This window comes from Pseudomonas chaetocerotis, assembly GCF_015712105.2.
Classification (GTDB): domain Bacteria; phylum Pseudomonadota; class Gammaproteobacteria; order Pseudomonadales; family Pseudomonadaceae; genus Aquipseudomonas; species Aquipseudomonas chaetocerotis.
Genome location: NZ_JACFYX020000010.1, coordinates 189,045 through 211,069, shown reverse-complemented (window position 1 = coordinate 211,069; position 22,025 = coordinate 189,045). Strand labels below are relative to the sequence as shown.

Annotated in this window: 9 protein-coding genes and 1 tRNA gene; 1 reads left to right on the top strand and 9 read right to left on the bottom strand. The window is 66.4% G+C overall.

Annotated elements, in window-relative coordinates; genetic code table 11:
• The 8 genes from H3221_RS18740 to H3221_RS18705 all read right to left on the bottom strand — a co-directional run.
• The coding region (locus tag H3221_RS18740) for a condensation domain-containing protein (RefSeq protein ID WP_224490681.1) at positions 1-1,434 on the bottom strand (1,434 nt) is incomplete at its 3' end.
• Positions 1,431-11,090 (bottom strand): non-ribosomal peptide synthetase, encoded by a 9,660-nt coding sequence (locus H3221_RS18735; RefSeq protein ID WP_196475307.1) that lies wholly within the window; start codon positions 11,088-11,090, stop codon positions 1,431-1,433. The genes H3221_RS18740 and H3221_RS18735, both read right to left, overlap by 4 nt.
• Before the next feature lie 98 nt (positions 11,091-11,188).
• The gene (locus H3221_RS18730) at positions 11,189-12,505 is read right to left on the bottom strand and encodes a lysine N(6)-hydroxylase/L-ornithine N(5)-oxygenase family protein (protein WP_196475196.1); all 1,317 of its coding nucleotides are present in this window, start codon (positions 12,503-12,505) and stop codon (positions 11,189-11,191) included.
• Positions 12,506-12,688: 183 nt separating this feature from the next.
• Positions 12,689-14,365, bottom strand: coding sequence for a multidrug ABC transporter permease/ATP-binding protein (locus H3221_RS18725; RefSeq protein ID WP_196475197.1), 1,677 nt, complete (start codon positions 14,363-14,365; stop codon positions 12,689-12,691).
• Positions 14,366-14,998, bottom strand: a complete 633-nt coding sequence (locus H3221_RS18720) for a sigma-70 family RNA polymerase sigma factor (RefSeq protein WP_196475198.1) — start codon at positions 14,996-14,998, stop codon at positions 14,366-14,368. It lies immediately after the preceding gene.
• A gap of 233 nt (positions 14,999-15,231) precedes the next feature.
• Positions 15,232-15,306 (bottom strand) — tRNA-Arg (locus H3221_RS18715).
• A 75-nt stretch (positions 15,307-15,381) separates the two neighbouring features.
• Entirely contained in the window at positions 15,382-16,494 is a 1,113-nt protein-coding gene (locus H3221_RS18710; protein WP_196475199.1) for a Leu/Phe/Val dehydrogenase, read from the bottom strand.
• 80 nt (positions 16,495-16,574) lie between these two features.
• Entirely contained in the window at positions 16,575-20,042 is a 3,468-nt protein-coding gene (locus H3221_RS18705) for an indolepyruvate ferredoxin oxidoreductase family protein (RefSeq protein ID WP_196475200.1), read from the bottom strand.
• A gap of 198 nt (positions 20,043-20,240) precedes the next feature.
• Between H3221_RS18705 and H3221_RS18700 the strand changes: the two genes are divergently transcribed.
• Positions 20,241-20,708 (top strand): Lrp/AsnC family transcriptional regulator, encoded by a 468-nt coding sequence (locus H3221_RS18700; RefSeq protein WP_160017566.1) that lies wholly within the window; start codon positions 20,241-20,243, stop codon positions 20,706-20,708.
• A 158-nt stretch (positions 20,709-20,866) separates the two neighbouring features.
• Here H3221_RS18700 and H3221_RS18695 read toward each other — a convergent pair whose 3' ends face one another.
• Entirely contained in the window at positions 20,867-21,823 is a 957-nt protein-coding gene (locus H3221_RS18695) for a DMT family transporter (protein WP_196475201.1), read from the bottom strand.
• Positions 21,824-22,025: the final 202 nt, after the last annotated feature.

The following is a 22,025-nucleotide window of genomic DNA, read 5'->3' as shown; positions in this document are numbered from 1 at the left end:
ATGCTCGCCGATGGCCAGTTGCGGCTGTTCCAGCAACTGCTCCAGCAGGCGGATGAAGCGCTGATGCAGACGCTCCACCGTGGCTGCTTCGAACAGATCCAGGGCGTAGTTCCAGTTGCCGGCCAGCGCTTCGCCCGGGCCTTCCCAGGTGTGCAGGGCCAGGTCGAACTGCGCGCTGCCGCTGTCCAGGGCGATCAGCTCGGCACGCAGGTCGGCGGTCAGTTGCAGGCTGTCCTGCGGGCGCTGCTGATGGTTGTAGAGCACTTGGAACAGCGGGTTGTGGCTGAGGCTGCGCTCGGGCTGCAACGCCTCGACCAGTTGCTCGAAAGGCAGCGCCTGATGCGCCTGGGCGCCCTGCGCCGTACGCAGCACCTGCGCCAGCAGCTGGTTGAAGCTCTGCTCGCCGCTCAGCTCGCTGCGCAGCACCTGGGTGTTGACGAAGAAGCCGATCAGCCCCTGGGTTTCGCTCTGTGTACGCCCGGAGATGGGCACGCCGACACGCAGGTCGCGCTGCCCGCTGGTGCGCTGCAACAGCACCTTGTAGGCCGCTAGCAACACGGTGAACGGCGTGCAGCCCTGTTGCCGGGCCAGCTCGCGCACGCGCGCCGCCAGCGCGGGCTCCACGCGAAAGGCCAGGCGCGCGCCACGGAAGCTTTGCTGCGCCGGGCGCGGATGATCGCAGGGCAGCTCCAGCAACGGCTGCTCGTCGCCCAGTTGTTCGCGCCAGTAGGCCAGTTGCCGCTCGCCTTCGCCGGCATCCAGGCAAGCGCGCTGCCACAGGGCATGGTCGGCGTAACTCAGCGGCAGCTCGGCAAGTGCGGCTGGTTCGCCCTGCACACGCGCGTGGTAGAACTGCGCCAGTTCGGTCAACAGCAGCTGGATCGACCAGCCGTCGGCGATGATGTGGTGCAGACAGACCAGCAGCGCATGCCGCTGCTCATCCTGGCGCAGCAAACCGATGCGCCACAGCGGCGCCTGCTCGAGATCGAACGGGCGCTGGGCGAACTCACGCGCCAGGGCGGCAAAGTCATCGCCCTGCAGCAGCTCCAGTTTCAGTGCCGACGCTGCTTCGACGCACTGACGCGGGTTGCCGTCGGCATCGGCGAAGAAGCGCGTGCGCAGGCTCGGGTGACGCTGCGCCAGATCGCCGAAGGCGCCCAGCAGCGCGGCCTCGTCCAATGGCCCCTGCAATTGCAGGGCACCCGGCAGGTGATAGGCGCTGTTGCCCGGCTGCAGCTGTTCGAGGAACCACAGGCGCTGCTGCGCGTAGGACAGCACGCTGCCCTCGGCATCGGCCGCATCCGGCGGGATCGGCAGCGCCGAGGCGTCGAGCCCCTGTTCGCGCAGCTTGTCGAGGAAGGCGCGGCGCTGCTGCGGCCCCAGGCCGAGAAAGCGACGCGACAGCAGCAGGGCTTTGTCATGCAACAGGTTCACTGAATTTCCTCCAGAGCGCTCATCAGGTCGTCGAGCGCATCCAGCCGTTCATCGTTGAGGGCCTGGCTTTCCAGGGTGCGGATCAGGCTGGCCATGGCGGCCACGGTGGTGGCCTCGAAGGCCTGCGCCAGCGGCACCGTGACGCCGCGCGTCTCGCGGATCAGCGCCAGCAGGCGGGTGGCCAGCAGCGAGTGGCCACCGAGTTCGAAGAAGTGGTCGTGACGGCCGACCTGCTCCACCTTGAGCAGGTCGCGCCAGAGCTGCGCCAGGTGCTGTTCCAGCTCGCCCTGTGGCGCCTCGACGCTGCGCACCTGCGCCTCGGGTGCCGGCAGCGCGCGGCGATCCAGCTTGCCGTTGGCGTTGAGCGGCAGACGCGGCAACAGGATGATCTGCGCCGGCACCATGAAGGCCGGCAACTGCGCAGCCAGGGCCTCACGCAGCGCCTGCATCTCGATCCGCTGGCCGGCATCGGCCACGCCATAGGCGATCAGCTGCGTACCGGCTGCTCCCTCATGGGCGACCACCACCGCCTGACGCAGCGGCGCATTGGCCAACAGGCAGGCTTCGATCTCGCCCAGCTCGATGCGCTGTCCACGGATCTTCACCTGGAAGTCCACCCGGCCGACGTATTCGAGCTGGCCCTCGGCGTTCCAGCGCGCCAGGTCGCCACTGCGGTACAGGCGCTCACCCGGTGTGCCGAAGGGGTCGGGCACGAAGCGTTCGGCCGTCAGCCCCGGGCGCGCGGCATAACCACGGCCCACGCCGGTGCCGCCGATGTACAGCTCGCCGACCACGCCAGCGGGCAACAGCTCGAGGTCGCCGCCCAGCACGTACAGGCGGTTGTTGTCGGTCGGCCGGCCAATGGCGATGGGCTGCCGACGGGCCGGCGCCGCATCCAGGCGGTACAGCGCCACGTCGTCGGCGCACTCGGCCGGGCCGTAGGCGTTGATCATCGGTACCTGCGGGTAGCGGGCGAACCAGCGCGTGGCCAACTCATGGCTCAGCGCCTCGCCGGTGGGCAACAGCCAGCGCAGTGCCGGCAGCGCCACGGACGCAGCTTCGAGCATGCCGTCGATCACCGCCGGCACCGCCTCCAGCACGCTCACCCCGGTATCAGCGACGCACGCGAGCAAGGCCTGCGGGTCGTGGGTGATGGCATCGGGGATGATCTCCAGCGCGCCACCGAACAGCGGTGCGGTGAGCAGCTGCCAGACCGAGATATCGAAGCCGGTGGCGGCGGTCTGGGCGATCACGTCCGCTTTGCCGAGCTGCAGGTACGGCACCTTGGCCAACTGGTTGTTGAGCATGCCGCGCTGGTTGACCATCACCCCTTTTGGCTCGCCAGTGGAGCCGGAGGTGTAGATCAGGTAAGCCAGATGCTCAGGGCCGGCGTAGCGCCCGGGGTTGTCGCGGCGGCCATGCTCCAGCAAGTCCTCATAGACCAGCACGCGCGGCGGCTGCGGCAGTTCGGCGAGCATCGCCTGAACCTGCGCCAGTTGCTCGCGCGGGGTGATCAGCACCGGCGCGGCGCTGCTGGCCAGCATGCGCGCGCTGCGCGCCGGCGGATGGCGCTCGTCCAGCGCCAGGTAGGCGGCACCGGCCTTGAATGCGCCGATGATCAGGCTCAGCAGCGGCAGACCACGGGGCGCATACAGCGCCACCACGTCATCGAACTGCACACCGCACTCGATCAGGCCATGGCCGATGCGGTTGGCCCGCTCGTTGAGTTCGAGGTAGGACAGCGTCTGCCCCTGGCAGCGGGCCACGGTACGTGCGCCCTGCTGCTGCACCTGCGCCTCGAAACGCGCCAGGTAGCTCTGCGCATACCAGTGCGGCTGCATGGCGCCCTGGCCCAGTCGGCACAGGGCGTCGCGCTCGTTTTCATCGAGCAGGCGCAGCTCGCTCAACGAACGCTGCGGCGCCTCGCTCAGCTGCAGCAGCAGACGACGGAAATGCTCGACCAGTACCTGCATGTCGGCCACGGCGAACTGCTGGGTATCGAAGCTCAGTTGCAGGATCAGGCTGGCACCCGGCAGCAGCACCACGGTCAACGGATAGTTGGTGTGGGTGCGGTTGGCCAGCGGCGTGATGCGGTAGGTTTCAACGGCCTCCTGCACCTCGCCACCGAGCGGCACGTTCTCGAACACGAACAGGCTGTCGAACAGCGGCTGGCCGCGCGGCGTATCGGCAAGGTTCTGCACCTCGGCCAGGGACAGCTGCTCATGCTGACGCATGCCGGCGTTCTGCGCTTGCAGCGCCTGCAAGAGGTGCAGGCCTGTCACTGCCTCGCCCGGCACTCGAACGCGCAGCGGCAAGGTATTGATGAACAGCCCCAGCGCCTCTTCGATACCTTCCAGCTCGGTGGGTCGCCCCGCCACAGTGACGCCGAACAGCACATCGTCGCGCCCGCTGTAGCGCATCAGCAGCAGCGCCCAGGCCGCCTGGACGAAGGTGTTGACGGTCAGCTGATGACGCCGCGCCTGCTCGGCCAGCGCGCGGGTCTGCCCGGCATCGAGCGCGAGGCTGACATCGCGCATGCCCGCCTCGCCCTGCTGGCGGCGATAAGGCAGCGGCGTGACCGTGTCGAAGCCGGCCAGCGCATCGTGCCAGTAGCGGCGGCTGGCCGCCTCGTCCTGGCGTGCGAGCCAGGCGATGAAGTCGCGATAAGGCCGCGCTGGGGGCAGTTGCAGGCTGCGCCCGAGCAGGCGAGCGCGGTACTGGGCGAAGAACTCCGCCAGCATCAGGCCCCGACACCAGGCGTCGATCAGGGCATGGTGATGGCTCTGCACGATGCGCAGATCGGCTTCGGCGAACTTCACCAGGCGCAGACGCAGCAAAGGCGCCTGGGTGAAATCGAAGCCGCGCTGACGCTCCTCGCGCAGGATCGCCTGCAACCTGGCCTCGGCTTCATCGCGCGGCAGCTCGCTGAAGTCGAGGAACTGCACGGGCGAAGGCACCTGGCGCAGCACCAGCTGATGCGGCGTCCCTTCGAGGTTGCAGAAGGCCGTGCGCAACGCCGGGTGACGCTGCACCACCTGCTGCCAGGCATGGGTGAAGGCCTCTACGTCCAGCGCGCTGGCCACGGCGTACTGGTCCTGCATCAGGTAGATGCCGCTGCCCTGCTCCAGCTGGCTGTGCAGCAGAATGCCCTGCTGCATCGGTGCCAGCGGGAACAGGTCTTCGATCTGCTGCGGCGCATGAGGCAGCGCGTCGAGCTGCGCCTGGCCGAGCGTTGCCAGGGGGAAATCGCAAGGTGTCAGGCCACCGGCACCAGGCGCACAGCAATGCTCGATCAGTTGCCGCAGCGCCTGTTCGTAGAGGGCCAGCAGACGCTCGACGCTGCGCGTCTCGAAGCGCGCACGGCTGTAGGTCAGCGCCAGTTGCAGGCAACCACCACGGACCTGGCCGTCGATGGCCAGGGCATTGGCCAGCGGGCCGCTGCCGTCGCGTGGCGAGCCGCTCGCTTCGTCGGCCAGACGCCAGCGTGCAGCGGCTTCGTCATCGAAACGGCCCAGGTAGTTGAAGGTCAGCCCCTCGCCCGTCAGCTCCTCCAACGGGGCCTTGGCCAGGTACTTGAGCACGCCGTAGCCGATGCCCTTGTCCGGCATCTGACGCAGCCCTTCCTTGACCTGCTTGAGGGTAGCGCCGAGGTCATCGCTGGCCTGCAGTGCGACCGGATAGAGACTGGTGAACCATCCCAGCGTGCGGCTCAGGTCGAGCTGATCGCCTTCGCGGCCATGGCCCTCCAGGCTGATCACCGTGCGCCGACGCCCGCTCCACTGCCACAAGGCCTGGGCCAGCGCCGCCAGCAGCACGTCGTTGATCTGCGTGCGGTAAGCCGCCGGCACCTCGACGAGCAGGCGCGCGGTGGTGGCTGCATCGAGCTGCAAGTGCAAATGGCCAGCATCGGCGACCCTGGCACTGCCTTCGGGCCGGTCGCAGGGAAGGCCGGCTTCGGCCGCGCTGAAGCCCTGCCAGTACTCCAGTTGCGCCGCCAGGTCCGCACTGCCGGCCAGGGCCTGCAAATGCGCCGACCACTGCTGGAAGCTCGCGGCCACTGCGGCGAGGCCGACCACCTGTCCGGCCAGTCGCTGCGTGTAGGCCTGCTGCAGATCGTCGAGCAGCACGCGCCAGGACACACCATCGACTGCCAGATGATGCACAGCCAGCAACAGGCGGTTGCGCCCGTCCGGCAACTGCGCCAGTACCGCACGCAGCAGCGGGCCGCGCTCGATATCCAGGCTGCGCTGGGCTTCGTCGCACAGCGCCGGCAGGTCGGCGGCGGCGGCCACCTGGCAGACCCACAGCAGCTCCTGCGCCGGCTGTGCGTCGCGATAGCGCTGCTGCCAGTTGCCCTGCGCATCCTGCTGGAAACTCAGGCGCAGGCTGGCGTGATGGCGCACCACGGCTTGCAGCGCCTCGGCCAGCGCACGCGCATCGAGCGGCTCGTCCGCCGCCAGCAGCAAGGACTGGTTCCAGTGACCGATACGCGCCGGGGGCTGGGCGAAGAAGCGCGCCTGGATCGGCGTCAGGGCGAAGCTGTGCGTCACCTCTGCGCTGGCACTTGCGGGTGCCACTGGCGTCTCTGCAACTACGGCGACTTGCGCCAGCTCAGCAATGCTCTGTTTCTCGAACAGCTGCTTGGGCGTCAGGCGAATGCCCTGGCGCCGCGCACGGGCGATGATCTGCAGGCTAAGAATGGAGTCGCCACCGAGGGCGAAGAAGTTGTCGCGACGACCGACACGCTCGACCTTCAGCACCTGCTGCCAGAGCGCCGCCAGTTGCGTCTCGACGCCCTCGTTCGGCGCCTCGAAGCCCTGCTCTGCCGCCTGCGGCTGCGGCAGCGCCTGACGGTCGAGCTTGCCATTGGCGGTCAGCGGGAAGCGTTCGAGCAGCAGTACATGGCTCGGCAGCATGTAGTCCGGCAGGCGCTCGGCAAGCTGCGCCTGCACCTGTGCGGCGTCGAGAGAAGACTCTTGCGCAACCACATAGGCGAGCAACTGGCCGCGTTCGTCCAGCTGCACATGGGCATCGGCGACGCCCGCCAGGCCACGCAACTGCGCCAAGATCTCACCGAGGGCAACGCGATAACCGCGCACCTTGACCTGATCGTCGCCGCGCCCGATAAATTCGATACGCCCGTCGGCCAGCAGGCGCGCACGGTCGCCGGTGCGATACAGACGCTCACCACTGGCGAAGGGATCGGGCAGGAAACTCGCCGCCGTCAGCCCCGGACGCGCGAGATAGCCGCGCGCCAGGCCAGGCCCGCCCAGGTACAACTCGCCAACCGCACCTTGCGGCAGCGGCGTCATACCAGCGTCCAGCACCAGGGCGCGGACGTTGGGCAATGGCCGGCCAATCGGTACCACGCCGTCCAGCGCTGCCAGCTCGGCGTCCGTGACCTCGTGAGTCAGCACGCCGACCGTGGTTTCGCTGGGGCCGTAGTGGTTGATCACCCTGCACTGCGGACGCAGGCGCTTGACCTCCTTCACCAGCTCGGCCGGCAGCGCTTCGCCGCCGAAGATCAGGGCATGAGCCGGGATGGCCCGCGCCCCCGCGCCAGCCTGCAGCAGGCCGGCCAGATGAGTCGGCACGATCTTGAGAATGCCGACCTGCTGCGCGCTCAGGTAGTCCGCCAGGCTATCGGCGTCGGCCACGCTTTCCGGGCTCAGCAGGTGCAGGGTCCGCCCGGACAGCAGCGCACCGAACAGCACGGTATGACCCAGGTCGGCCGCCACCGTGGAGACCATCGCCATGCTCGCCTCAGGCGCCAGTGCCAGTTGTTCCAGCAAACCTTGTACGTAGTCGGCCAGGGCCGCATGGCTGATCACCGCGCCCTTGGGCTGGCCGGTGGTGCCGGAGGTGTAGATCAGGTAGGCCGCCTGTAGCGGATGCACCGGCACCGTTGGCGCATCGCTGGGCTGCTGGCGCCACGGCGCGTCGGCGCTGAAGTCCAGCCGTGGGCCGGCGAAGGATTGCGCCGACGCGGACTCAGCGAGCAATACGACGCAGGCGCTGTCGGCTAGGACGAACGCCTGGCGCTGCGCCGGCCAGGCTGGATCGAGCGGCACGAAGGCGGCGCCTACCTTGAGCGCGGCCAGCAGGCCGATGACGAAAGCCGGCGAACGCTGCAGGCACAGGCCGACGCGCTGCTCCGGCGCCACGCCGAGGGCGAGCAGATGCTGCGCCAGCTGATTGGCCTGGGCGTCCAGCGCGGCGAAGCTGCAGGGCACGCCGTCGTGCATCAGTGCCACGGCCTCGCCGTGCACCTGCGGCTGCCACAGGTCGAGCACCTGCGCAGCGGCGAACCTGCGCTCGACGCCCACGACCTGCGACGGCTGTGCCGTCAGTTGCAGGCTGGCCAGCGGCGCTTGCGGCTGCGCCAGCAGTTGCTCCAGCAGATGTTCGAAATCGGCGGCGAAACCAGCGATGCGCTGCGCCTCGAACAGATCCTGCGCATAGGTGAAAGCCGCCTCGATGCCCTCGGGCAAATCGGTGATGTCCAGCCCCAGATCGAAGTGCGCGGCCTGCTCGTCCAGCTGGTGCGCGCTGAGGGTCACTTCGGGCAGGGCCAGGTCCTGGGCCAGGGCGAACTGCTGGGTGAACTTCACCTGGAACAGCGGGTTGTGGCTCAGGCTGCGCTGCGGCGCCAGCGCGTCGACCAGTTGCTCGAAGGGCAGCAACTGGTGATCCTGCGCGCCGAGGGCCGCTGCCCGAACCTGGGCCAGGACATCGGTGAAGCGGTGCTCACCGCCGAACTCGCTGCGCAGCACCTGGGTGTTGACGAAAAAGCCAATCAGCGCCTCGGTTTCCCGGCACACGCGCCCGGCACTGGGCACGCCAATGCGGATGTCGCGCTGGCCACTGTAACGCTGCAGCTGCACCTTGAAGGCGGCCAGCAGCAGCATGAACAGGGTGATGCCCTGATCCGCGGCGTGCGCGCGCAGGCGCTGGCTCAGCGCCTCACCGAGCCGAATGGCGTGGCGCGCGCCGCGATGGCTTTGCCGAGCCGGGCGCGGATGGTCGGCAGGCAGTTGCAGCAACGGCTGTTCGTCTCCCAGCTGCTGCTTCCAATAAGTCAGCTGACGCTCGCCCTCGCCCGCCTGCAGCCAGCGCCGCTGCCAGATGGCGTAGTCGGCGTACTGCACCGGCAGGGCCGGCAGGTTCGCCGCCTGGCCGAGGACATGGGCGGCGTAGAGCTGGGCGAACTCGCGGATCAGCACCTGGATCGACCAGCCGTCGCAGATGATGTGATGCATCACCAGCAGCAGGCGCTGATCGTCCTCACCCATCCGCACCAGGGCGAGGTGCCACAAGGGCCCCTGCTGCAGATCCAGTGGCAGGTTCATCCGCTCATCGCGCAGGCGCGCCAGTGCTGCTTCGCTATCTACCTCGCCACGCAGGTCGAAACGTGTCAGGTCGACGGTAAAGGGCGGATCGATGCGCTGCAGCGGTACGCCATCCTCTTCGCCAGCGACGAAACGCGTGCGCAGGCTCTCGTGGCGACTGACCAGGTCATCGAAGCTGCGCTGCAGCGCCGTCTCGTCGAGTCGGCCCTGAAAGCGCAGTTCACCACCCAGCCGGTAGGCGCTGGCGTCACCCTGCAAGCGCTCGAGAAACCACAGGCGCTGCTGCGCATAGGATTGCGCGCACTGTGCGTCACGCGCCTCGCCCAGCAGTGCCGGCATCTGCCGCGTCGTACGCGGCTGCGCCGCGACCCAGGCACTGAATTCCCCCAGGCGCGGCCGCTCGAACAGGCTGTCGGCCTGCAACTCCAGCCCCAGCTCGGCGTTGAGACGCGCCAGCACCTGCATCACGCCCACCGAATCCCCGCCGCGCGCGAAGAAGTGATCGCCCGGCTCCAGGTCCGTGTAACCCAGCACCTCCTGCCAGGCCTGCAGCACCTGCGGTAGCACGGCGCCGGCTTGCGACGCCGGACAGGCCGCATCGGCCCCTTGCAGGCGCCCCTTGTACCACTGTGCGAAGATCGCCAGGCTGCCGTTCTGCCAGCCACTGCGGCAGGCCGAGCGCTGCAGCTTGCCGCTGGTGGTACGCGGCAAGGTGCCCGGCTCGAGCAGCAGGATCAGCTGTGGCGCCAGCTGGAAACGCTCGCCCACGCCATCGGCGATGCGCTGGCAGATCATCTCGGCGCTGATCAGCTTGCGCACGTTGCGGCTGATCTCCAGCGCCAGGCCGACACCCTCCTGCCCCTGCTCGTCGGTGACGGCGAACGCGGCGATACGCCCCTGGCGCAGCAGCTCGATGTCCTGCTCCAGGGCCTGCTCGATGTCCTGCGGGTAATGGTTCTGGCCATTGAGAATGATCAGATCCTTCAGGCGCCCGGCGATGAACAGCTGACGCTCGCGCACCACGCCCAGATCGCCGGTACGTAGCCAGCGCTGACCATCACGTTCGACGAAGGCCTCGGCGGTCGCTTCAGGGTTGCGCCAGTAGCCCTGGGCGATGCTTGGCCCGGCGAGCCAGATTTCGCCGACCTGATCGTCCCCCAGCACCTCCAGCGTCTGCGGCTCGACGATGCGCAGCGGGTGCTCGGTATCGCTCCAGCCACAGGCCGGCAGGCAGCTGTCCGCCTGGCCCGCTGTCGTGCCGGCGAACGCTTCCACCTGCGGTTCACGCTCGGCAGCATCGACGCACACATACAGCGTCGCTTCGGCCAGGCCGTAACTCGGCGCCAGCGCCTGGGCGCGGAAACCCGCTGCCGCGAAGCGCTGACTGAAGGCCTGCAGGGTGTCCAGGCGGATTGGCTCGGAGCCGGAGAACGCCAGGCGCCAGCTGCTCAGATCGAGCGCTTCCAGGCTGCTCTGCGGCACGCGTTCGGCGCACAGGCGATAGGCGAAATCCGGCCCGCCGGAGAAGGTGCCGCCGTATTGGCTGATGGCCTGCAACCAGCGCGCCGGCCTGGCGAGGAAGAAGTTCGGCGCCATCAGCGTCAGGCTGCCGCCATGCAGGATCGGCAGCAGCAGCCCGGCCATCAGGCCCATGTCGTGATACAGCGGCAGCCAGCTGACCCAGGATTCTTCCCGAGTGGCGCTGAAGCCGCGACTCATGCTGCGCTCGTTGGCGAGCAGGTTGGCATGGCTGACCATCACGCCCTTGGGCGCACGGGTGGAGCCCGAGGTGTATTGCAGGAAGGCCAGCGCATCGCTGGCGATCAGGCGCGGCTGGTAGCCGGCGCGGTCGCAAGCATCGACATCCTCGATGGCGATCAGCGCCGCGCCAGGCACGAGCAGTGGTTGCAATGCCGCCTGGCAACGCAGGATCACCTCGCGCGGCGCCAGCACCACAGAGGGCTGGGCATCGAGCAGGATGCCGGTGAGGCGCTCGATATGCATCTGCCGGTTGTTCTCCGGCGGGAAGGCCGGCACCGCGATCACGCCGGCATACAGGCAGCCGAAGAAGGCAGCGGCGTAATCGGCACCGCTGGGCAGCATCAGCACGCAACGCTCGCCACCCTGACAGCCCATGCGCTGCTGCAGCAGGCCGGCGATGGCCAGCGCCTGCTCGCGCAGTTCGGCGTACGTCGTCAGCAGCGGCTCGCCCTGATCCGCCACGATATGCCGGATGGCCACACGGCCCGGCGCGCGCTCGGCGTGATAATCCAGAATATCGGCAAAATGCTGCGCCTGATCCACCATCGATCTCATCTCGTCACCCGTGAAAACTCGTGCCTGCGTACGGCCCGGCAGCAACTGCCGAACCGCTCGCGGAAGAAGGAAAAAACTGCGTCAGCCGACTAGCTGAGCGACCCTGCGGCCAGACGCAGCGAATCGCGCACCTGTGTGCCGGCGGGCTCGACGAACATCGCGCTGACCAACTCCTCGGAGCGCATGGCCAGCACCGACAGCAGGGTGTCGCTGAGGCCATGGCTGCCCTCGCAGCCGCCTTGCAGGAAGATCTGCGCCTGGCAGTCCACTCGCAGCGGCAGGCGATACCGGCGGTCGACCGCATCGCCTTCGATGTAGTCGGCGAAACCCGCCAGCAGGGTGCGGTGATAGTCACGGCGGTAGCCGGTGGCGAGGATCACCGCATCGAAGCGCTCGCTGTGCTGGTCGCCGTCCAGGGTGTTGCGCAGGCTCAGTTCCACCGCGTTGTCGTCGGTGGCAACGGCCATGACTTCACGGTGAGTGAGCAACCTGTGAGGGTGCTGACCCCGGACCTTCTGCTGGTAGAACAGGTGGTAGATCTTCTCGATCAGCTCCAGGTCGACCACCGAATAGTTGGTGTTGCGGTACTCGTCGAGCATCTGCGCGCGCTGCACGGGGCTTTGGGCGAAGATGCGGTCGGTGAAGTCGGCATTGAAGATCTCGTTGACGAACGGGCTGTCGTCAGACGGTTTGAGGCTACCGCCGCGCACCAGCAGGCTGGCCTCGATCTGCGGGAAGCGGCACGCCAAGTCATGGAAGATTTCCGCAGCGCTCTGCCCGCCACCGATGACGGCAATACGTCGCGGACGACTGCCATCGCCCAGCAGGGCATCGAGCGCGCCCAGGTAGCGCGAGGAATGCACGATGCGCGGGTCAGTCATGCCGGCGAACGCCGCCGGAATCTGCGCCACGCCACCGATACCCAGCACCAGGTTGCGCGCGCGGCGACGCGTGCTCTGCCCGTCGCTGCCACGCGCGACCACCTCGACACCGGCACAGACGCCAGCGCTGTAGAACGGCTCGATGCTGGTCACCTCCTCGCCGTAATGCACCTGCCCGGCGAATGCATCGGCGGCCCAGCCGAGGTAGTCGTTGAACTCCTCGCGACTAGGGTAGAAGGTCTTCAGGTTGATGAAGTCCTCCAGGCGCCCGCATGCCTTGAGGTAGCTGATGAAGGTGAAGCGGCTGGCCGGATTGCGCAGGGTGGCAAGATCCTTGAGGAAGGAGATCTGCATGCTCGAGCCGTCGATCAGCATGCCTTCATGCCAGCTGAATGAAGTCTTGCGCTCGATGAAGCAGACGCTGGGCTCTCGCCCACTGCGCTGGGCGAACTCTTCGGTGGCGATGGCCAGTGCCAGGTTCGAGGGCCCGAAGCCAACCCCGATATAGTCATGAACGAGCCCCATAAATCCTCCCGATATCTGCGTGCTGAATGGGTGGTTCGCCAGCCGGAATGACTGGAAAACATTCTCATTAACACTGACGAACGAGAGGAAGGAATGTTTAGGGCAATTGCCTGGGGAATGGAAAATCACTTCGCTAAAACGACTGCGCCCGCATGATGCGGGCGCAGTGAGGGTAGCCAGTGCTCAGGAATGGGCACGGCCACCGATCTCCAACAGCGCGTTGCGGCTGGCCCGGGCCCGCTGCTCACCCTGCAGTTCGTGGAGCTGCCCGCCATCCATCTTCAGCAGGCGGTCGGCCTGGTCGAAGTAGTGATCGTCGTGACTGATGGCGAATACGGTCTTGCCTGCGGCCTTCAGCTGCGGCAGCAGCTCGCGGTAGAACACCTGACGAAACAGCGGATCCTGATCGGCGGCCCATTCGTCGAGCAGCAGGATGTCGCGCGCTTCGAGCAGCGCCAGGAGCAAGGCCAGACGCTTGCGCTGACCGGCGGACAGGCGCGTGTCGCGCAGGCGCCCCGCCGCCACCTGCACCTTGTGGCGAATGTGCAGGCTGCCGAGCCAGTGATCGAGTTCTTCATCCGACGCTGCCACGCCGTGCGGGCCAAGCAGCTGCGAGAACAGGTGGTAGTCGGTGAAGACCGATGCGAACAGCTGACGGTAGGCGGGCCACTCCTGCGGCCCGAGCACCCTGCCATCGATGCGGATCTCGCCGCGCTGCGGGATGTACAGGCCCGTCAGCAGACGCGCCAGGGTCGACTTGCCGCTGCCGTTGCCGCCGACCAGAAATACCGTCTCGCCACGTTGCAGGCGCAGGCTGACCGGCCCCACGTCGAAGCCGGGCTCACCGTCCTGCGCCGGATAGCGATACTCCACCTCGTGCAACTCCAGCACCTGCCACTGGCCGCTCAAAGGATCGGCCGGATGCTCGAAGGCCTCCACATGCGGCGCCAGCGCCAGCGATTCGACCTTGTCCAGCGCCACGCGTCCGGCGATCTGCGCAGGGATCGCCGCGACCGCCGACACCAGCGGCGTGCGCATGAACAGAATGGTCAGCGCATAGGTCGAGGCCACCGCCGTGGATGCCCAACCCAGGCCGTTGGCCAGGTAGAACACCAGGCCGATGGTGCCCAGCACCATGATGTTGGCCCAGTTGCTGGCCAGGCCGTGGTAACGGTCGGCCAGGGTCACGTGATCGCGATAGGCGCGGGCGCTGAGGTCGAACTCGTCCTCGTACAGACGCTGCGCGCGGTCGCGGTTGAGGGTCAGCTCCTTGCGCCCGTCGATCACCGCCTGGTAATCGCCGTACAGACGATCCTCGGACTCACGCAGCATGCGCAGATGATGATTGAGACGCCCGACCAGCAACCAGCCGATGCCGAGGGTAAAGCTCATCCACAGCAGCGTGGTGACGAACAGACCGGGCGACAGCCAGGCCAGGTAAGCGAATGCCGCCAGCGTCAGCACGCTGCCGTAGATCAGCTCGGGCAGATGCACGAAGGCCAGGGTGATGTTGCGAATATCGCTGGACAGGCTGGCGATGATGGTCGAGCCACCGATGATCTCCAGACGCTCGACGGCCGTGTCCAGCACCCGCTTCACCAGCGCGCGGCGCATGCGATAGACGAAGCGGTGACCCAGCGCCGTCAGCGACAGCTGCGCGGCCGAGGCCAGCACCAGCAGCAAGGCCAGCAAGGCGACGAACTGCCCCAGTGCCGCGCCCGGATTGCTCGCCGGCGTGAGCATGCGCTGATTGATGAAGGCGATCACCGCCACGCTGAGCAATGCGCTGCTCAGGCTGAGCCCCAGCACCAGCGCGATGGACCAGCGATATTCGTGGAAAACCAGACGCAGCAGCTTCATTCAGAACCTCTTGGCCAGGGGACAGTTGCGCGAACACTGCCCGTCGAGTCGAACACGGCAATGCCCTAGGGTATCGCGCAGGATCAGATTGATGAGCGCCGGTGACGCACCCAGTTGAGTCGCCACCTCACGCTGGGTGAGGCCATCGAGCTGACTGAGGGTGAACACCCGGCGCATGCGCGGGGTCAGTTCGGCCAGCGCAGCGAGCAACTGGCGCACGGCCTGCTGCCCGCCTACGGCCTGCTCCGGGGAGATTTCCGAAGGCTGCAGATCCGCCAGTTCGGCGGCAGCACCGTAGCGCTGCTCCAGCTGCCAGCGGCGCAGATGATCGATGGCCAGATTGCGCACCAGGCGACTCAGATAACGCTCGGGCGCCTCCACCCGGGAGAGCTTGAGACTGCCCTCCCATAGTTTGAGAAAGGCGTCCTGCAGCACATCCTCGGCTCTGCTGCGACAGCCCAGTACCCGCGTCGCCAGATTGAGCAACGCATGACGCTGAGCCTGATAGGCAGCCAGCAAGGCCTTGCGATCGATAACCGCAGCAGCATGGCCATAAGCAGGTGCATTGGCAGCAAAGGACGGTCGAAAACCTCTCCGACCCGAGGCCGGCAATGACTGTTGAGAACATTCCATGTGAGGTCACGCTCTTGGCAAGGAGCGACAATCCTGAATGCAAACACTTCTCATTGCAATAATGGCGAGACGCCTTGATATGACGACCCTCTGCCGACAATGGAAATGTCCGCACGGCATCACGCCGCCGTGGCATCAGCGGATGATCAACAGGGCTGCAGGTGATCGAGGAGTACGTGCAGAACAGCGCGTTGCGACGAGCGTTCGATGAACGCGAGGGAGAGAAACGAAGATGGCGTCCCCTGCTGGAATCGAACCAGCATCTAGCCCTTAGGAGGGGCTTATTCTATCCGTTGAACTAAGGGGACACGGCCGTATTGGCTACGGCCGGGCCGCATCTTAGCGGCGGCGCGCGCATTTGTCATGTCGCGCGCCGCTCGCTGCTAACGCTGCCAACCCTGAGCCACAGCCTTGGATGCGGTTACCGCACGCACGGGCTGCAGGCCACCGCGCAAACGCTCCAATGCCATGCGATCGGCAACCGCGGTGGTGGTCGCGCCTTCGCGGTCGGCACGCTGGAAGATTTCCGTCAGCGTCGGGCCGATGCCTTCGATATGCGCCTTGAGGTCGGCGGCGCTGCCACCGGTGCGTTCGTAGCAGACATCGATGATGCCGCCGGCATTGATCGCGTAATCCGGGGCGTACAGGCACTCGCGGCGACGCAGCAGCTCGGCCAGGCTGGCATCGGCCAGCTGGTTGTTGGCCGCACCGGCGATGATCGGCGCGCGCAGGGCTTCCAGCGTCTGCAGGTTGATGATCGCGCCCAGCGCGCACGGTGCGAACACATCCACATCGAGACGGTAGATCTCATGCTGGCCGACCGCCGTGGCGCCAAGCTGGCTGACGGCGCGCTGCACGTTGGCCTCGACGATGTCCGTCACCCACAGCTGCGCGCCGGCCTCCTTGAGCAGTTTGGCCAGGCCGAAACCGACCTGCCCCATGCCCTGAATGGCCACGCGAACGCCGTTGAGATCCTGGCGCCCGAGGCGATGCGCTACGGCCGCCTGGATGCCGATGAACACGCCATAGGCGGTCGAGGGCGACGGATCACCATCACGGCTACCGCCACCGAATGCTTCGCGCTGCCCGGCGCCGGCCACATGGCGGGTGCGCTCGGCCATGATGCGCATTTCGGCCACGCCGGTGCCCGAGTCCGCCGCGGTGACATAGCGCCCGCCCAGGCTGTCGACAAAATCGCCCATGGCCTGGAACAGCGCCTCGCTCTTGCCGGTGTGCGGGTTGCCGATGATCACCGCTTTGCCGCCACCCAGCGGCAAGCGTGCCAGGGCCGATTTGTAGGTCATGCCGCGTGACAGGCGCAGCACGTCGCGCAGTGCCTCCTCGTCACTGCTGTAGTGCCACATCCGGCAACCGCCCAGCGCCGGGCCAAGGGTGCTGTCATGAATGGCGATAATGGCTTTCAGGCCGCTGGCCTGGTCGTGGCCATAGACCACCTGTTCGTGCTGATCGAAGTCGACGTGAGTGAAGACGGACATCGGGTTACCTCGGTTATCGGGTCGTAAAAAGCCGCCCCTCTCCCGCACGGGAGAGGGTGGCAAAGGGGATCGGTTGAGGTTCAGGCAGCCGGTTCGAACAGCTGCACGGCGGCGATCTCGCTGACGGTCAGGCGCGCCTTGAGCTGCGTCGCCTGCTCGCGCGCCTTGGCCAGCGCCGCTTCCTTGACGTGGCCGTAGCCGCGGATCTGCTCGGGAATCTCGGCCAGCGCCACCGCCGTGCGGTAGTTGCCGGTATTGAGTTCGGCGAGCAGGTAGGCCACGTTGGCTTCGTACTCCTCGATCAGCTCGCGCTCCAGGCGACGTTCGGCACTGTGGCCGAACGGGTCGAGTGCGCTGCCACGCAGGAACTTGAAGCGCGCCAGCACGCCGAACGCCTTGAGCATCCAGGGGCCGAAGCTGCGCTTGCGCGGCTCACCAGTCACCGCATCGGGCTTGCTCAGCCAGCTCGGCGCCAGATGGAACTGCAACTGGTAGTCGCCTTCGAACTGGGCTTCGAGCTGCTTGCGGAAGGTGGCATCGCTGTACAGCCGCGCCACTTCGTACTCGTCCTTGTAGGCCAGCAGTTTGAAGTAGTAATGCGCCACGGCCTTGCTCAGGCGCTGCTCGGCATCGCTGTCGGCCTTGCGCACACGCTCGACCAGCTCACGATAGCGCTCGGCGTACGCCGCGTTCTGGTAGGCGGTCAGGCGCTGCACGCGGTCGGATACGATTTCATCCAGGGTGCTGCAATGCGGCGCTTCGACGACCTTGGGCGCGGCGAGTTTTTCCACCGCAGCCAGGTCATGCGCGGCACGACGGCCCCAGAGGAAGGCCTGCTGGTTGAGCTGAACGGCCACACCGTTGAGCTCGATGGCCTTGTTGATCGCTTCGGCCGATACCGGTACCAGGCCCAGCTGATAGGCGTAGCCGAGCATGAACAGGTTGGTGGCGATGCTGTCACCAAGCAGGCGAGTGGCCAGGCGAGTGGCATCGACGAAACGGGTCTTGCCCTCGCCCACCGCCTCACTGATCGCCTCGCGCATGGCCGCGCCGGGCACCTGGGCGTCCGGGTTGCGGGTGAACTCGGCAGTAGCCGCTTCATGGCTGTTGATCACCGCATGGGCGATCTTGTCGTTGAGCTTGGCCAGCGCCTCTTCGCTGGACGACACCACCAGGTCGCAGCCCAGCAGCAGGTCGGTTTCCCCGGCGGCGATCCGCACGGCGTAGATATCGCTCTGCTGCGCGGCGATACGGATATGGGTGATCACCGGGCCGAACTTCTGCGCCAGGCCGGCCTGGTCCAGCACGGTGCAGCCCTTGCCTTCGATATGCGCAGCCATGCCCAGCAGCGCACCGACGGTGGTTACACCGCTACCGCCAACGCCGGGCAGGAGGATGTTCCAGGGGCGATTCAGGGCCGATTGCTTCGGCTCCGGCAAGGCGATGAACAGCGCGCTCAGGCCAACGGCCTCAGGCTTGCGCAGGCTGCCGCCGTGGACGGTCACGAAGCTCGGGCAGAAGCCTTCCAGGCAGCTGAAGTCCTTGTTGCAGGCACTCTGGTCGATCTCGCGTTTACGCCCCAGTTCGGTTTCCAGCGGCAGCACCGACAGGCAATTGGATTTGACGCTGCAATCACCACAACCCTCGCACACCGCCGGATTGATGAAGGCGCGCTTGGCCGGATCGACCAGCTTGCCGCGCTTGCGCCGACGGCGCTTCTCGGTGGCGCAGGTCTGGTCGTAGAGGATCACCGAGCAGCCTTTGACCTCGCGCAGCTCGCGCTGCACGGCATCCAGCTCGCGGCGGTGATGGAAGGTCACGCCCGGTGCGAAGGTGGCGCGGGTCGGGTATTTGTCCGGCTCGTCACTGACCAGGGCGATGCGCCTGACGCCCTCGGCATGCACCTGCTGGCTGAGCTGGTCGATGCGCAGTTCGCCGTCGATGGGCTGGCCGCCAGTCATGGCCACCGCGTCGTTGTAGAGAATCTTGTAGGTGATGTTGACCCCGGCGGCGACGGCTGCGCGCAGGGCCAGGTGGCCGGAGTGGAAGTAGGTGCCGTCACCGAGGTTCTGGAACACGTGCGGCGTGTCGGTGAAGGGCGCCTGGCCGATCCAGGTCGCGCCCTCGCCGCCCATCTGGGTGAAGGTGTCGGTGCTGCGGTCCATCCACTGGGTCATGTAGTGGCAGCCGATGCCGCCGAGAGCGCGACTGCCTTCCGGCACCTTGGTCGAGCTGTTGTGCGGGCAGCCGGAGCAGAAATGCGGGGTGCGCACGGTCTTGTGCTTGGGCGCGGCCAGGGCCTTTTCCTTGGCATCGAGAAAGGCCAGGCGCTCTTCGATGGTCGGGCTGCTGTAGATCGGCGCCAGACGCTTGGCAATCACCCGGGCGATCATCGCCGGCGTCAGCTCGCCCAGGTTCGGCAGCAACGAATTGCCTTGCTCGTCGAATTCGCCGACCACGCGCGGGCGCTTGCCCACCGGCCAGTTGTAGAGCTGACCGGTGAGCTGGTCTTCGATGATGCTGCGTTTCTCCTCAACTACCAGAATTTCGTCCAGGCCTTCGGCGAACTGGTGCACCGACACCGGCTCCAGCGGCCAGCTCATGCCGACCTTGAGCACGCGAAGGCCGACCTTGGCGCACAGCGCCTCGTCCAGGCCGAGGTCATCGAGGGCCTGGCGCACGTCGAGGTAGGACTTGCCGGTGGTGATGATGCCGAGGCGCGGGTTGGGCGAATCAAGCTTGACCTGGTTGAGGTTGTTGGCCAGGGCGAAGGCGCGCGCGGCGTAGATCTTGTAGACGTTGAGACGCTTTTCCTGCGCCAGGGGCGGATCGGGCCAACGGATGTGTACGCCGTCTTCCGGCAGCTGGAAATCCTCGGGAATCTTCACCTGGATACGCAGCGGGTCGACGTCCACCACCGCCGAGGAATCGACGTTCTCGGCGATGGTCTTCAGCGCCACCCAGCAGCCGCTGTAGCGCGACAGCTCCCAGCCGATGATGCCGTAGTCCAGCACCTCCTGGACGTTGGCCGGATTGAGCACCGGGATCGACGCGGCGATGAACGCATGCTCGCTCTGGTGGGCGATGGTCGAGGACTTGCAGCCGTGGTCGTCACCGGCCAGCAGCAGCACGCCGCCATGCTTGGAAACGCCGGCCGAGTTGCCGTGCTTGAACACGTCGCCACTGCGGTCGACGCCGGGCCCCTTGCCGTACCACATGGCGAACACGCCGTCGTAGCGCGCGCCAGGGAACAGGTTCGCTTGCTGGCTGCCCCATACCGCCGTCGCACCCAGCTCTTCGTTGACGCCGGGCTGGAAGTGGATGTGGTTTTCCTTGAGGTACTCGCGCGCGTCCCACAGGCTCTTGTCCAGGCCGCCCAGAGGCGAGCCGCGATAGCCGGAGATGAAGCAGGCGGTATTGAGTCCGAAGGCGGCGTCACGCTGCTTCTGCAGCATGGGCAGGCGGGTGAGCGCCTGAGTGCCGGTCAGATAGAGGTGACCCGTAGCGAGGCGGTATTTGTCATCCAGGCGGATTTCGGCCAGTGACATGGAGCGCTCCTTTTATTTTTATGGCGAGCACGAGGAGCGCGACGGTAAACACGCTCCGTTGGATCCTGCCGCAGGATCACTGCGACGGATTTGCCTAAATCATGACCGGAGGGTTCCGCTTTTTTCTTTCTATTTTCGAGTATCGAAGGCGATACTTCGCATGATCCTTCCAACAATCACAATAAATCGGAAACAATCATGCAGGACAAGCTCAGCCCCATCGACCGCCGGATTCTCCGCCTGCTGCAGCACGATGCCGACCTCTCTGCCGCCGAGGTCGCCGAGAAAGTCGAGCTGTCGCAGTCGCCCTGCTGGCGGCGCATTCATCGCATGCAGGAAGAAGGGCTGATCGAACGCAAGGTCGCCCTGCTCAATCACAAGCGCCTGGGCTTCGGCATCACGGTGTTCGTCGACATCAAGCTGTCGGCCCACGGTCGCGGCAATCTGGATGAGTTCGAGCAGGCCGTGGTCGGCTACCCGCAAGTACTGGAGTGCTACAGCATGGCCGGCGGCTCGGACTACCTGCTCAAGGTAGTGGCCAAGGACATCGCCGATTACGAGCGCTTCCTGCGTGACCACCTGCTGCAGCGCCCGCACGTACACGAAGCGCACTCGCACATCGCCATGAGCGAGGTCAAACGCACCACCGAGCTGCCGCTGGATTAAGACTGGGTCTGACAACGAATGCCGGTCACTCAAGTATCGGGATACGGCCAGGCAAGGTGCGCCATGCGTACCGAAATACCGGTGCTGCCTTCATGGGTGCGCATGGCGCACCCTACAAAGGCCATCCGTACCAAACACGACGTCTTATCTGATCGGCATCAGGCCAGGCGCCTGGCCTGGCGTGCCCGCCAAGCGGCCAGCAGCGATGGACCCAATGCGGTGAGCGCCGAACCCAGCACCACCACCACAGCGCCTGCGTAGGCGATCCAGTTGACCTGCTCGGGCAGCACGTGGTCCGGCCACCAGGTCGAGGCCAGAGCCACGGAGACGAAGGTCACCAACGGTGTCAGCGCCAGGGTCGCGCTGACCCTCGAAGCCTCCCAATGCGCCAGCGCCTCGGCAAAGGCACCATAGGCGACCAGGGTGTTCAGGCAGCAAGCCAGCAGCAGCCAGCCCTGCAGCGGGCTCAACTCCAGTACCTGCATGGGCTGCGCCCAGGGCGTCAGCAGCAGCGCGCACGCCAGGTAGATGACCATCATCACCTGCACCGAATTCCACGTGGTCAGCAGTTGCTTCTGCGCCAGGCCGTAGAAGGTCCAGACGAAGGCAGCCGCCAGCACGGTCAGCACACCAGTGGTGTAGGCGGTCAGCGAGGTCAGCAGCTCACCCAGGCGCTGATTGAAGAACAAGCCGAAGCCCAGCAGCATGACCATCAGGCCAACCGCCTGGCCCAGGCTGAAGCGTTCGCGAAAGACGAACAGGCTACTGATCAGCAACAGGATTGGCGCCACCTGGATCACCAGCTGCGTGGTACCGGGGCTGAGCAGGTTGAGCCCGACCAGATACAGCACGTAGTTGGCCGTCAGCCCGCCGATAGCCAGTGCCAGCAGCCAACCCCCCTTGCGTCCCAGCGGCCGAAAACGCGGTAACCGGCGACTCGCAGCGAGATAGGCAAGTAGCAGAGAACCAGCCACGGCCAGGCGATACCAGGTGACCGTCACCGGGTCCATCACCTGCAGAACTTCTTTCAACTTGATGGGCAGGATGCCCCAGAGCACGGAAGTGATCAGGGCGAGCAGCAGGCCGTACATCCAACGGCCGGAAGAAATGTGCATGGCAACCTCTGGCAGGCGGCCAACAGAGCATGTCGACCGCAGCAGAGCATTCTAGGAGAGGCATACACACCTACACAGCAACAGTTCAGCCCGGTTGCCGAGCGAAACTGTACTGCTCAGCATCCGCAGAACGCCAGCCGACCGGCGCCAATAATCCATAAAATCCGCTAAAAGACGCTAACAGGCTGCCAAAATCTACCAT

Coding starts and splice junctions, on each gene's coding strand:
- H3221_RS18735 (WP_196475307.1), bottom strand. CDS start 11,090: ATGGTGGATCAGGCGCAGCATTTTGCCGATATTCTGGATTATCACGCC.
- H3221_RS18730 (WP_196475196.1), bottom strand. CDS start 12,505: ATGGGGCTCGTTCATGACTATATCGGGGTTGGCTTCGGGCCCTCGAAC.
- H3221_RS18725 (WP_196475197.1), bottom strand. CDS start 14,365: ATGAAGCTGCTGCGTCTGGTTTTCCACGAATATCGCTGGTCCATCGCG.
- H3221_RS18720 (WP_196475198.1), bottom strand. CDS start 14,998: ATGGAATGTTCTCAACAGTCATTGCCGGCCTCGGGTCGGAGAGGTTTT.
- H3221_RS18710 (WP_196475199.1), bottom strand. CDS start 16,494: ATGTCCGTCTTCACTCACGTCGACTTCGATCAGCACGAACAGGTGGTC.
- H3221_RS18705 (WP_196475200.1), bottom strand. CDS start 20,042: ATGTCACTGGCCGAAATCCGCCTGGATGACAAATACCGCCTCGCTACG.
- H3221_RS18700 (WP_160017566.1), top strand. CDS start 20,241: ATGCAGGACAAGCTCAGCCCCATCGACCGCCGGATTCTCCGCCTGCTG.
- H3221_RS18695 (WP_196475201.1), bottom strand. CDS start 21,823: ATGCACATTTCTTCCGGCCGTTGGATGTACGGCCTGCTGCTCGCCCTG.